10 protein-coding genes are annotated in these 12,616 nt (G+C 62.9%); 3 read left to right on the top strand and 7 right to left on the bottom strand.

What is annotated here, in order from left to right; genetic code table 11:
- The 3 genes from LB557_RS28980 to LB557_RS28990 form a co-directional block, all read left to right on the top strand.
- Nucleotides 1-2,152 (top strand): DUF5801 repeats-in-toxin domain-containing protein (locus LB557_RS28980; RefSeq protein WP_224713140.1); only part of this gene is annotated, 2,152 nt, incomplete at its 5' end.
- A gap of 113 nt (nucleotides 2,153-2,265) precedes the next feature.
- Complete coding sequence (locus tag LB557_RS28985) at nucleotides 2,266-3,981, top strand: type I secretion system permease/ATPase (RefSeq protein WP_224644090.1); 1,716 nt, start codon at nucleotides 2,266-2,268, stop codon at nucleotides 3,979-3,981.
- 3 nt (nucleotides 3,982-3,984) lie between these two features.
- Nucleotides 3,985-5,511 carry an HlyD family type I secretion periplasmic adaptor subunit gene (locus tag LB557_RS28990; RefSeq protein ID WP_224587235.1) on the top strand — a complete coding sequence of 509 codons (1,527 nt, stop codon included), beginning with the start codon at nucleotides 3,985-3,987 and terminating at the stop codon, nucleotides 5,509-5,511.
- A gap of 94 nt (nucleotides 5,512-5,605) precedes the next feature.
- Here LB557_RS28990 and LB557_RS28995 read toward each other — a convergent pair whose 3' ends face one another.
- From LB557_RS28995 to LB557_RS29025, 7 genes are all read right to left on the bottom strand, one after another.
- Entirely contained in the window at nucleotides 5,606-5,908 is a 303-nt protein-coding gene (locus LB557_RS28995) for a DUF982 domain-containing protein (RefSeq protein ID WP_015317826.1), read from the bottom strand.
- Between the two features lie 117 nt (nucleotides 5,909-6,025).
- A complete protein-coding gene (locus LB557_RS29000; protein WP_140664035.1) occupies nucleotides 6,026-7,012 on the bottom strand; it encodes an ABC transporter ATP-binding protein in 987 nt (328 codons plus the stop codon).
- An 8-nt stretch (nucleotides 7,013-7,020) separates the two neighbouring features.
- Nucleotides 7,021-7,980: an ABC transporter ATP-binding protein gene (locus LB557_RS29005; protein ID WP_224644089.1), complete on the bottom strand. Its 960-nt coding sequence runs from the start codon at nucleotides 7,978-7,980 to the stop codon at nucleotides 7,021-7,023.
- A complete protein-coding gene (locus tag LB557_RS29010) occupies nucleotides 7,977-8,948 on the bottom strand; it encodes an ABC transporter permease (RefSeq protein WP_140664041.1) in 972 nt (323 codons plus the stop codon). The genes LB557_RS29005 and LB557_RS29010 overlap by 4 nt, the downstream gene beginning before the upstream one ends.
- Entirely contained in the window at nucleotides 8,948-9,964 is a 1,017-nt protein-coding gene (locus LB557_RS29015) for an ABC transporter permease (protein WP_015317822.1), read from the bottom strand. The genes LB557_RS29010 and LB557_RS29015 overlap by 1 nt, the downstream gene beginning before the upstream one ends.
- 56 nt (nucleotides 9,965-10,020) lie before the next feature.
- Entirely contained in the window at nucleotides 10,021-11,682 is a 1,662-nt protein-coding gene (locus LB557_RS29020) for an ABC transporter substrate-binding protein (RefSeq protein ID WP_140616442.1), read from the bottom strand.
- An 18-nt stretch (nucleotides 11,683-11,700) separates the two neighbouring features.
- Complete coding sequence (locus tag LB557_RS29025; protein WP_224644088.1) at nucleotides 11,701-12,606, bottom strand: proline iminopeptidase-family hydrolase; 906 nt, start codon at nucleotides 12,604-12,606, stop codon at nucleotides 11,701-11,703.
- Nucleotides 12,607-12,616 lie beyond the last annotated feature (10 nt).

A 12,616-nucleotide genomic window follows, 5' to 3' on the forward strand; every position in this document is an offset into this window, starting at 1 on the left:
CGCCGACGGCGCCGGAGCGGTCACCTATGCGCTCGCCGTCACGGCCGGCTCGACCGGGTTGATCGACACTGCGACCAACCAGGAGGTCGTGCTGTCGGTCACTGCCGGCGGCGTCGTCGAGGGCCGCACCTCCGGCACCAGCGACCTCGTCTTCACGGTATCCGTCGACGCCAGCGGCAACGTCACCCTCGACCAGATACGTGCCTTGGTCCACTCGAACCCCAACGACCCCAATGACAATGCCACGCTTTCCGCCGACAACCTGGTCAAGCTCACCGCAACCGTTACCGACAAGGACGGCGACCACCAGTCGGCAACGCTCAACATCGGCCAGAACCTCAACTTCCACGATGACGGGCCGAGCATATCGACGACCGGCACCGAGCCGACGCTAACCGTCGACGAGTCGAGCCTCGGCAGCAACGCCGCCGATTTCGCGGCTGTCTTTACCCCGCATGCCGGTGCGGATGGCGGTGCCATGAGCTACACGCTCGACATCAATCAGGTCACCAACGTCAGCGGCCTGACAGACACCTTGAGCGGCCTGTCGATTCTGCTCTTCGTCGAAAGCGGCGAGGTGGTTGGCCGGGCCGGATCGGCCGCGGGCGCCGTGGTATTCACGGTGAGCGTGGCCGCCGACGGCAACGTGACCCTCGACCAGGAACGTGCGGTCATGCATTCGCCCGACTCCGGACCGGACCAGGCAACAACTTTGGCGGCTGATAATCTTGTCACTTTGACCGCCACCATCACCGATGGTGACGGCGATCAGGCCTCGGACCATGTCAATATCGGCACCAGCCTCATCTTCAAGGACGACGCGCCAACGATCACCGTGCCGTTCGACGGCGACCCGGGTACCGCGGGTATCCAGAACGAAAACCTGGCCAACACGCTGAATGCATCCGCCTCCGGAGCCTTCGGCTACGACATCGGCGCCGATGCGCACCCGGCTGCGTTCTACACCGGCGGCGGTTCCGACTTTGTCGATCAGAACGGCGCGCTTGCCGGCGTCCAGATCGGGCTGAGCGGCACGATCGTCGGCGGTGGCGGCGGCAATGTCCTCACCCCGGATGTGACGCTCGCATCGGAGACCGACACCAACGCAACATTCAACTTCAACTTCACCTACGACAAGGATTCGGCTGCCGGGCTCCAGACCGGCACGGCGGGCGGCACCCTCGTCTTCGACAAGGTCAACGACACTTACGCTATCACCCTGACCGACCCACTCGAAGGCTTCACTTTCGACGTGATTCACACCAGCCAACTCCTGTCCAAGGAGCCCTTGAGCAATGCAGGCCACCCTCCGATCGTGGTGGAGAAGTTGCAGGCGGATGACCCGGGCACGGCGGCCGACGAAGACTTTTACGTGCAGTTCACCGGCAACCTGATCGACAGAAGCCATCCGTTCAGCCTGACGAATAATGGAGAGGGGTCTTCCGGCGACTCCACGTTCAACTCGCTGCCGACGGCCGGTACCCACGATATGGTCAGCAACAGCAATGAAACCTGGGTTTCTGCCACCCAGAGCACTAACGGTGTCGCCGGCGACACGATCCAGAAAGGCGAACTGCTGACCCTGCGGTTCTTCGACAGCAGTGTCGGCATCCAGACCGAGGCTACCGATCCGACCGCGACGGCCGGCGCGATGGCCATCAAGTTCGACGGCATCGGCAACAGCGAAGACCTGATGCTAATCCTCGACCTGACCGACGGCACAAACGAGATCACACGGGCCGTGTATGTCTCGAACTCCGACATCTTCAAGAAGGGTCAGGTGCCGGCCCCTTACAATGGCGAGTTCACACTCGACAACAATGACGGCCTCGTGATCATCGAGCAGAACGACTACAACGCGGCCGGCGAACATTACTCGCTGCAAGGCGTTCAGATCATGCAGTCCGGCAACGGCATCACCGGCCAGGCAATCGACTTGAACGGAGCGACCGGCGCTAGCGGTGGGAGCAACACGACCGCCAGTCTGGTCAACTTCGACCCCGTCGACAACGACGTGCTGAAGATCACGGATATCGGCTTCACCTCGACCGTGACGCAGACGCCGGACGCTCACCTCGACTTCGCTTTCCAGGTGGCGGACGCGGACGCCGATCACACAGCGATGCAGCACATCCTTGTCGACATCGCCTGACACCAGACCCGACGGGGGCGGCATCAGCTGTCCCCGTTTCACACCGGCCGGGTGCCGGCAAGCATCGAAGTGGGGTATCCGTGATGCAGCCAAGACCGCAATTCCAGGAGGTAATGCATCTGGCACGCCACCAGGTCCCCGCCCTCCTCCTCTTCAGCCTGGTCTCCAATCTTCTCCTGCTCGCCAGCACCGTTTACATGCTGCAAATCTACGACCGGGTACTGTCGAGCGGTTCCATCGACACATTGTTCTGGCTCACATTGGCCGTTGTCGGCGCCATCGCCGTCTACGGCATGCTGGAACACGCCCGCCGTATGATGCTGGGGCATATCAGCCAATGGCTGGACGACCAGCTCAGCGTTCCGGTGATCGAACGCGCCATGGACGCGCGGCTCGCCGGCAGCAGCCTCGAAGCCGGCCTGAAGGACGTAGCGGACCTGCGCAGTTTCATCGCCGGCGACGGCATCCTGACCTTTCTCGACGCCCCATGGACACCGGTCTTCCTGGCGTTCATGTGGTTGCTGCATCCCGCGCTGGGCGTGGTCGGTCTTGCCGGCGCCGTGCTTTTGTTCTGTGCAGCGCTCGCCAATGATTTCCTCACCCGCCGCAAGAGCCAGGAGGCCGCGGCCGGACTGCGCCGCAGCCAGACCGCCGTAGGGCAGTTTATCGACGGCGCCGAGACATTGCGCTCGCTCGGCATGTCCGAGCCGGCGCTGCGGCGCTGGGAGGAAAACCAGCAGTCGCTGATGGATATCCAGACCCGGCTCCTGCGGCGCACCACCGTCATCGGCAGCTTGTCGCGTTCGCTTCGCCTAGCGCTCCAAGTGGCGGTGCTCGGGCTCGGCGCCTATCTCGTCCTGCGTCGCGAGCTGACGCCAGGCTCGATGATTGCGGCCTCGATCCTGCTCAGCCGCGCGTTGGCGCCGATCGAGCGCTCTATCGGCGCCTGGCGCGGCCTGGTCAGCGCGCGAACCGCGCGCCGCAATCTCACGAAGCTTTTCGCCGACACCAGATCGATGCAAACGGTTGGCGTCACATTGCCCCGCCCACAAGGCAGGCTGAAGCTCGAGAACCTGCATTACTGCGCGCCGGGAACGTCCCAGGCGCTTGTCAATGCCATAAGCTTCGGCGTTGAGCCGGGCCAGACCTGCGGTGTGATCGGCCAGTCCGGTTCCGGCAAGACCACGCTCTGTCGTCTTATCGTCGGCGCGCTGCGGCCTTCGCTCGGCCATGTCAGGCTGGATGGCGCGGAGGTGTGCAACTGGCCTTCGGACGAACTTGGCATGCATCTCGGCTATCTGCCACAGCAGGTCGAGCTGTTCCCCGGAACGATCGGCGAGAACATCGCGCGCCTGCGTGACGTCGACAGCGACGCGGTCATCGCCGCGGCGCAGCTTGCCGGCATCCATGATATGATCCTGCGGCTGCCGAACGGCTACCGGACCGAAGTGGGACCGCATGGCGCTCGCATTTCGCGCGGCCAGCGCCAGCGTATCGCGCTGGCCCGGGCACTGTTCGGCGATCCGCAGCTGATCGTTCTCGACGAACCGAACACCGGCCTGGACGGTGAAGGCGAAGTGGCGCTGTTCAACGTGCTCCAGCAACTGAAGGAGCGGGGCCGCACCGTCATTCTCGTCAGCCACCAGACCAATCTCCTGCGCACCGCCGATCATGTCGTCTTCCTCCATGACGGATCGGTTTCGATGTTCGGCACGCGCGACGAGGTGCTCGGCGCGCTCGGCGGACCGCCCAGGCGCATTCCGGTTCCGGCGGCCTTGCGGGAAAAGCTTGTTGCCAACGCGGCAGCGAAACTGAACGCAGCGGAGTGAGCCATGAGCGATCGATTTGGCGACTTCTCGACGACGCTGAACCGGCTGACGGACAGCTTGCACGAACTCACCGACAGGCTGACCGCCTCCGCCAACGACCTCAGCACAGCGGTATCGGTTTGGTTGGATGGGACCGACACGCCGTCTCGCATAATGTTGCTGGCGGTGGCTGGCGCGCTCTTCCTGCTCTTGATTGCGGGATTGCTCCGGCGACGCTCGCGCGCCTACCGTGCCAGCAGGCGCAATCTGAAGCTGCGGACGCGGCCGGCGCGAATGCTGGGCTACGCTTCGGCCATCCTTTTCGTAGGCGGCACCGCTGCTTGGTCAAGCGTCGCCCTGCTGGCGAGCGCTGTCGTTGCCAACGGCGTCGTCAGCCCCGAAGGTTATCGTAAGACCATCCAGCATCTGGAGGGCGGCATCATCGGCGCGATCCACGTTAAGGAGGGCGATAAAGTCAGCGTCGGCCAAGTGCTTATCAGCCTGAAGACGACCGATGCGCAAGGGCGATATGACGAGCTGGAGGGGCGCTATGTTCGCCTGCTGGCGACCGAGGCGCGACTTGTTTCGGAACTTGCCGGTCGGGACCGGATCACCTTCCCCAAGGAGCTGACCTCGATCGACAGCGAGAGCGCGCGAAAGGTGGTCGCCGAAGAACAGGCGCTGCTCGACAGCCGCCTCGCAACCCGCGAAGGCCGCACACAGATCCTCAACAAGCGCATCGCGCAGATCGAAGAGCAAAGCACGGGAGCGAGGGATGTCATGGCGGCCGAGGCCGAGCAACTCGGCCTGATCGACCAGGAGATCGCCTCCGCGCAGGAGATGTACAGGAAGGGCCTCGAACGCCTGCCGCGGATATTGGCGCTTCAGCGCTCCCAGGCCGACATTCGAGCCAACCAGGCATCGAACCGGGCGCAGATAGCGAAGAACGATCAGCAGATCGGCGAGACCCAGTTCCAACTCCTCAACCTGCGTCAGCAGGATAGCGAGAGCGCCAACGAGGATCTTGCCAAAGCGCGCACGGATCTCGCCGAATTGCGCAGCCAATTGCCTTCGCGCCAGGACGTGCTGGCGAGGACGGACATCGTCGCGCCAATCGCCGGAACGGTGATGAACCTGCGCGTAACAACGGAATCGGGCGTGATCTCCAGCGGTCAGGCGCTTCTCGACATCGTCCCGAACGAGGCCAATCTGATCATCGATTCCCGCATCAAGCCCACGGATATCGACGTGGTGCATCCGGACATGCCGGCCCGTGTGGTGCTTTCGGCCTATCCAACCAGACACCTGCCGCAAATCCATGGCCTGCTGACCTCGATTTCGGCTGACCGGCTGACGGACGAGAGAACCGGAGAGCCTTATTTCCTTGCCAAGGTCAAGATCGACGCGGCCGATCTCAGGGATCTGCATGACATCCATCTATCGCCCGGCATGCCGGCGGAAGTCATGATCCTGACCGGCGAGCACACGCTGCTGGACTATATGTTGGCGCCGGTTCGCGATTCGCTCAATCGTGGGTTCAGGGAGAATTGAGAAGCGATACCCACCGACCTGCCCCGAGGGTCAAGCATAACCTCCATCGCGCCCGTAAGGGGCGCGATCCACCAGAGGCAGAGGGGCGTGGCGGCTATCGCCGCAGCGCGTGTATGCTCGCCATGCTGTCGCTGCCCATCGGCAGTGCCATGTCATCGTCGAGAAGCCGCGTGATCCGGGCAAATCCGGTGAACGCCTTTCTGGCTTCCTCCGCCGACATCTGTCCCGACAGGGCAGCCGAGCAGCAATTCAGCGCGCACTGATAAACTGGCCCACGTCGTCCCGTCGGCCATTTACGCAAGAAAACCATCGCCTCGGCAACACTATCCACTTCTTCTACAGGATGCCCCTGCCCGCGCGATATCCGCACGGGCGCAAAGAAATGCAGGTAGTCCATTGTTTCCTCCCGGTCGATCGAGATGCGCTCGATCGAACATTATGAAACGCCCCGCCTGGCGATTTGTTCCATATGGAAACAGAATTTTTAAAAAATTCTGGATCGGAATGAGGTCGGCTATACCGTCGGGAAGTGGCAAGCCGCTTTGCGGCCGGATTGGTGCTCCCTCAGCTCCGGCCGTTCCGAACGGCAGCGCTCGACCGCGATTGGGCATCGGGGATGGAAACGGCAGCCGGATGGCGGATTGAGCGGGCTCGGTACGTCGCCTGTCAGGATGATACGCTTGCGCGTCCCAGTGGGCGTCGTCTGCACGACGGGAACGGCCGAGATCAGGGCCTGGCTGTAAGGGTGGGCCGGGGCTGAAAACACCTGTTCCGCCGGCCCTTCCTCGACGATCGAGCCGAGATACATGACCGCGATGCGGGTCGAGACCTGACGCACCACGGACAGGTCGTGGGCGATGAAGACATAGGTGAGGTCCAACTTCTCCTGGAGATCGGCAAGCAGGTTGACGATCTGCGCCTGTACGGACACGTCGAGCGCGGAGACCGGTTCATCGAGAACGACAAGATCGGGATTGAGGGCGATGGCGCGTGCAATGCCGACACGCTGGCGCTGCCCGCCCGAGAATTCATGGGGAAAGCGCATGACATGGTCCGGCAACAGTCCCACGAGGTCGAACAGTTCCGCGACGCGGCTGGCGATCTCGCGCGATGAAAGCCTGCCATGGATGCGCAGCGGTTCGGCCACCAGGTCCCCGACGCGCCGGCGCGGATTGAGCGAGGCCGACGGGTCCTGGAAGACCATTTGCAGGCGCCGCCGCAGCGGCCTCAGTTCAGACAGCGACTTCGATGTGATGTCGTCGCCTTCGAACAGGAGCTTGCCGTCCGAAATGTCGTAGAGCCTGACCAGGCATCGGGCCAGCGTGGACTTGCCGCATCCGGACTCGCCGACCAATCCAACGGTTTCGCCGCGCCGCACTGTCAGGGAGACATTGTCGACCGCGTGGACGGTTCGCCTGCCCTCCGCGGAAAAACGGCTGCCGATCGAGAAGCGTTTGCCGAGCCCGCGCGTTTCGAGGATTGGACGGTCTTTGTCGATCATCGGTCCGCTCATGTCTGCGCCACCCGGAAACAGGCCGCCGCGTGCGTGGCGGCGCCAAGCTCGGGCTTCTTGGTTAGGCAGGGCTCGTACCCGACAGGGCAACGCGGACCGAAGGCGCAGCCTTGCGGCAATCGCAGCAGCGATGGCGGTGACCCGGGAATGGCCGGCAGGCGGCGGGGTTTGACACCGGTCAGCGGCGGGATCGAACCAAGCAATGCACGGGTATAGGGGTGTCGCGGGTCGGCGAACAGCTCGGTGCGGCTGCCGCGTTCCACGATGCGGCCCGCATACATCACCATGACCCGGTCGGCGAGTTCGGAGACCACGCCCATGTCATGCGTGATGAAGACCACCGCCGATTTGTGCGTGGCGCGCAGCTTGCGCACCAGATCGAGAATGCCGGCCTGCACCGTGACGTCGAGCGCCGTGGTCGGCTCATCCGCCACCAGCAGCGCCGGGTTGCAGGACAGCGCCATCGCGATCACCGCCCGTTGGCGCATGCCGCCGGAGAGCTGGTGCGGATAGCGCGACATTGCTTCGTGCGGGTTGGGGAAATTCACCTCCGCCAGCAGTTCCTCCACCCGCTCCATGGCCTTGGATTTGGTGATGTTGCGATGCGCGCGGATCTGTTCGGCGATCTGCCAGCCGATGGTGTAGACCGGCGTCAGCGCCGTCATCGGATCCTGGAAGATCATTGCGATCTCGTTGCCCCGCAAGCGCCTCAGTTCGCGCGGCGGCAGTCCGACCAACTCGCGACCCTTGTAGCGGATCGAGCCTTCGATGATGGCGTTGGGATCGGTGATAAGCCCCATCACCGCAAGCAGCGACACTGTCTTGCCGGAGCCGGACTCGCCAACGACACCGAGAATTTCGCTTTCCGCGAGGTCGAAGGAAACGCCATCGATGGCCCTCACCAGGCCATCATCGGTCCGGAAGGATACACGGAGATCACGCACCGACAATATCATGATGTCCTCAGGCGCGGATCGAGAAGGATGTAGACGAAATCGACGACCGCGTTGGCGACCACCACGAACATGGAAGCGTACATCACCGTCGCCATGATCATTGGCAAATCGAGGTTCTGCAGCGCGTCATAGGTGAGCTTGCCGATGCCGTGCAGCCCGAACACCACTTCGGTCAGGAGGGCCGAGCCGCCCACCAGTGCGCCGAAGTCGAGACCGAACAAGGTGACGAAGGCGATGAGCGACGTGCGCAAGGCATGGCGCAGCAGGATGCGGGTCTCCGAAAGGCCCTTGGCGCGGGCCGTGCGGATATAGTCTTCCTGCAGGGATTCGATGATCGCCGCGCGCAAGACGCGGCCGTAGATGCCGATGTAGAGGATGGCGAGGGTGATCCAGGGTATGACCAGCGTCAGGAACCAGCCTTTCGGGTCGTCGGAAAAATTCTTGTAGCCAAGCGGCGGCACCCAGGAAAATGCCCAGCTGTCGTGATAGCGGCTCTGGGTGATCAGGTTCATCACCTCGCCCAGCCAGTAGACCGGCATGGAAATGCCGAGCAAGCCCAACGCCATCAGCAGCCTGTCCAGCCAACTGTCGCGTGTGGCGGCGGCGATGATGCCTATGCCGATGGAGACAACCACCCACAGGATCGCCGCCCCGAACACCAGCGAGAGCGTGACCGGGATCGAATCCAGCACCGCCGGCACCACCTTCCAGCCGCGATTGACGAAAGAAGTCAGATCGCCCGTGACGAAGATCTTCTCCATCATCGTCACGTACTGCACGTAGAGCGGCCGGTCGAAGCCGAAGCTGTGGCGTACCGCCTCGAGCACTTCGGGCGATGCATTGCGGCCGGCGATGCGGGCCGCGGGGTCGGCGCCGGGCGTGGCGAAGAAAATCAGGAAGACGATGACCGAGATGCCGAACATCACGAACAGCATCTGACCGAAACGGCGCAGGATGGCGTAGATCATCAGTCGCGCCCCAGCCGAACCTTCGAGCGCGGGTCGAGCGCGTCGCGCAGGCCGTCGCCGAAGACATTGAGGGTCATGACGGAAATCGCGATCGCCAGGCCTGGCACCAGCGCCACGAGTGGCCTGGTGTAAAGCAGCGCCTGCCCGTCCTGGATGATGGTTCCCCAGCTCGCCGCGGGCGGCTGGACGCCAATCGAGAGGAAGGAGAGCGCCGATTCAGTAAGCATGTTCAGCGCCATCATCAGCGGTATGAACACGATAAGGGTGGTGGTGATGTTGGGCAGGATGTCGCGCCACAATATCCGCCATCCCGGTACGCCCAGATTGATCGCGGCCAGCACGAACTCGCTGTGCCGCAGCGACAGAACCTGCCCCCGGATCGGACGCGCCACATAGGGTATATAGACGATACCGATGATGATGACCGGCAACCACAGGCTGCCGGACTCGATCTCGATCGGTCCGATCGAGATGCCTTGCGAAATTGTGACGATGGAAAGCGAAATCGCCAGGAGATAGATCGGAAATGCCCAGAGCACATCCAGCAAGCGCGACAGAACCGTGTCGGTAACGCCGCCGAAATACCCCGCGATCAATCCCGCCGCCGTGCCGAGGACCAGCGTGAAGATGGTCGCGGCCCCGGAGATCAGCAGCGAACTCAGCCCGCCATAGAGCATCCGGGCCATGACATCGCGCCCCTGGCTGTCGGCACCGAGGAAATAGTTGCCGACCCGCCAGGTCGGGCCGAGCGGCGTGTAGCCAAGCCCGAGCCCCTCTGTCGATTGTTCCATCACCGGAACGTCGGCACCGTCGATCTGAATGACGGCGTCGAGCGTCGAGGCGAAGGGGTCTGTTCCTGCCCATTTCGCGTAGAGAGGCGCACTGAGGCAGGCAAGGACGATGACGAGGAACACGGCCAGGGACGCCATGGCGGCCCTGTTTCTTGCCAGCTTCGCAAACGCGACGGCCCAGGGCCCTCGCGTTTTGCGCGGCACGGCAGCGACTTGGTACGACACGGACGTGCCCCTCCGCGGTTCGTTACTGCACCCAGGCCATTACTGTACCCAGGCCATTACTGTACCCACGACTGGGTGATCATCCAGTTGAACTGCCGGTTGAACTTGAAATTGCCCACGCGCTTGCTGACGAAGTCAAGCCGCTTCGGCGTAAAGAGGCCGACGGCCGGTGCCTTGTCCGTGACTTGCCTGTCGATTTCGGCCCACATTTTGTCGGCGGCTTTCTGGTCGGTCACACCGAGGTCCAATGCCTTCTGCATTTTGGCGTCGATATCCTTGTCGCAGAAGCCGGCGATGTTGATCGAAGCGTCCGAACCTTCACGGAAAGATGCGCAGCTGAACAGGATGTTCAGGAAGTCCGAAGCCGCGGGATAGTCCTTGTACCATTGGGTAACGGACATCTGCACTTTATTGTTGGTGTTCTGGATGTAGGTGAACTGGATGTTCGACGAGATCGGCTTGACGTCGGCGACATAGCCGATGGTGGTCAGCACGCTCTGCAGATAGACGCCGATGGAGCGGGAAATGGCCGTGTCCTCGACGATGATGGTCACCTTCTGGCCCTTGGTGCCCGATTCCTCGACGAGCTGCTTTGCCTTGTCGAGGTCAGGCGCCGACCACTTGGCGCCGGGGTTCTTGGTGAAGGGGCAGTAGTCTTCGTGGCCGGGGAAATCCGGAGGCAGGACCTGACACACCGGCGAGGCCAGCACCTTGCCGCCGAACAGCTTGACCAGCGTGTTGCGGTCGACCGCGTAGGCAACGGCCTGGCGCGCCTTTTCATTGTCGAACGGCGCCAGCCGGTTATTGAGCGGCGCATACCACCAGGCCGAGAGCGGCGAGATATGCAACTGGTCCATGGCCTTGGTACCGAGTTCGCCGAGACGATCGCTGGGCAGCGCGTCGAACATCCAGTCGGCTTCCCCGTTCTGGATCGCGGTGACGGCAGCTTCCTCGGAGAGGCCGAAATCATACTGGACGACATCAGGATAGCCGTCCGGCTGGGCGTCCTCGCTCCATTGCTTGAAATTGGGGTTGCGGGTCACCGTCATGCCCTTGTTGGGATCGAAGGCGGAGATCATGTAGGCGCCGGTGCTGGGGATGGGCTTGGAGCCCATGTCTTCCGCGGGCGTGTCCGCCGGCAGGACGACGGCATGCGGCAACGCAAGCTTGTAGAGGATCTCGGCGTCCGGCTTGGTGAGGTTCAACGTAATGGTGCCTGCCGCTTCGTCGCCGACAACGCCGCCTTCCAGCGTGCAGCTCTTGGTTTCGGCAAGGCATTTGTCGGCGCCGACGATGCCGGCATAGAAGGTGCCGGAGGTCGGTCCGGAGACCTTGAAGATGCGCTGGAAGGAAGCAACGACGTCCTTCACGCCGAGATCCTTGCCGTCGGAGAACTTGATGCCCTTGCGCAGTTTGAAGGTGAAGGTCTTGCCGTCATTGGTCACCTCGGGTAGCGCCTCGGCCAGATCGGGGACGATGGTGAAGCCGTCCATGCCCTCGGCCTTGCGGAAGGCGACCAGCCCGTCATAGATCGGCTGATACATCTGCCAGCCCTGGTCGGTGTAATTGATGTGCGGATCGAGCGTTCCGGCGGCCGAGCGGGCCAGCAGGCGAATAGTGCCGCCGCGATGTTCCTTGAGGTATTCGGCCTGTGCCGGAGCCAGCCACGAGCCGGCCAGCAATGCCGCGGCTGAGGCCGCCAAGAGCAGTTTCTTCATGTCGCAGTTCCCCTTTTTTCAGTTGTCGTTGTCGTCCAGGAAGTCTCCCACCACCCGCATGCATAGATCCTGCTCTTCGACATGCGGCATATGGCTGGAATGCTCGAATACCTGCCAGCGCGATCCCTCGATGCCGTCCTTGAACGGCTGCACGGTCGCGGGCGTGGCTTCGTCGTAACGGCCGGAAATGATCAGCGTCGGAACATCGACGGCGGGCAGCCGATCGATGATGCTCCAGTTCTTCAGCGTACCGATGACATGGAACTCGTTCGGCCCGTTCATGACGTTGTAAACGGTCGGATTGCGCACGACCTGGGCGAAGGTCTCGGTCACTTCGGCCGGGAACGGAACGATCCGGCAGACATGCCGCTCGTAGAACACCATCGTCGCTTGCTGGTAGTCCGGATGATCCGTCGTGCCAGCCTGTTCGTGCCGGGTCAGCGTCTCCTGTACGTCCATGGGCAGGTCGGCGCGCAGCCGGTTGGCCTCTTCTACCCAGAGCTTCATGGAAGCCGGTGAATTGGCGATGGTCAGCGACTTCAGGCCCTTCGGCCGCGTCACCCCATACTCGGCGCCCAACATGCCGCCCCAGCTCTGCCCGAGCACATGGAAGCCGCCGCGGATGCCGAGATGGTCGACAAGGTTTTCAAGCTCGTCGATGAACAGCCTGGGTGTCCAGAAATCGGCGCCTTTGTCCGGCAGCAAGGTGGAATTGCCGCAGCCCAGCTGGTCGTAGTGGATGACGGCGCGGCCTCTTCGGGCAAGAAGCTTGTAGGCATCGACGTAATTGTGGGCGGCGCCCGGCCCGCCATGCAGAATGACGATCGGAGCCTTGTCGGCATCGAGGCTACCGCTGACGCGATACCAGGTTTCGTAGTCGCCGAAATCGGCCCGCCCTTCCCTGGTGACGATCTCCGATGACATCCCGATCTCC

This window comes from Mesorhizobium sp. BR115XR7A (genome assembly GCF_020165315.1).
Taxonomy (GTDB): Bacteria; Pseudomonadota; Alphaproteobacteria; order Rhizobiales; family Rhizobiaceae; genus Mesorhizobium; species Mesorhizobium australicum.

What these genes read in the sequence shown, in the direction of transcription:
- LB557_RS28985 (WP_224644090.1), top strand. Translation starts at nt 2,266, where the DNA reads ATGCATCTGGCACGCCACCAGGTCCCCGCCCTCCTCCTCTTCAGCCTG.
- LB557_RS28990 (WP_224587235.1), top strand. Translation starts at nt 3,985, where the DNA reads ATGAGCGATCGATTTGGCGACTTCTCGACGACGCTGAACCGGCTGACG.
- LB557_RS28995 (WP_015317826.1), bottom strand. Translation starts at nt 5,908, where the DNA reads ATGGACTACCTGCATTTCTTTGCGCCCGTGCGGATATCGCGCGGGCAG.
- LB557_RS29000 (WP_140664035.1), bottom strand. Translation starts at nt 7,012, where the DNA reads ATGATCGACAAAGACCGTCCAATCCTCGAAACGCGCGGGCTCGGCAAA.
- LB557_RS29005 (WP_224644089.1), bottom strand. Translation starts at nt 7,980, where the DNA reads ATGATATTGTCGGTGCGTGATCTCCGTGTATCCTTCCGGACCGATGAT.
- LB557_RS29010 (WP_140664041.1), bottom strand. Translation starts at nt 8,948, where the DNA reads ATGATCTACGCCATCCTGCGCCGTTTCGGTCAGATGCTGTTCGTGATG.
- LB557_RS29020 (WP_140616442.1), bottom strand. Translation starts at nt 11,682, where the DNA reads ATGAAGAAACTGCTCTTGGCGGCCTCAGCCGCGGCATTGCTGGCCGGC.
- LB557_RS29025 (WP_224644088.1), bottom strand. Translation starts at nt 12,606, where the DNA reads ATGTCATCGGAGATCGTCACCAGGGAAGGGCGGGCCGATTTCGGCGAC.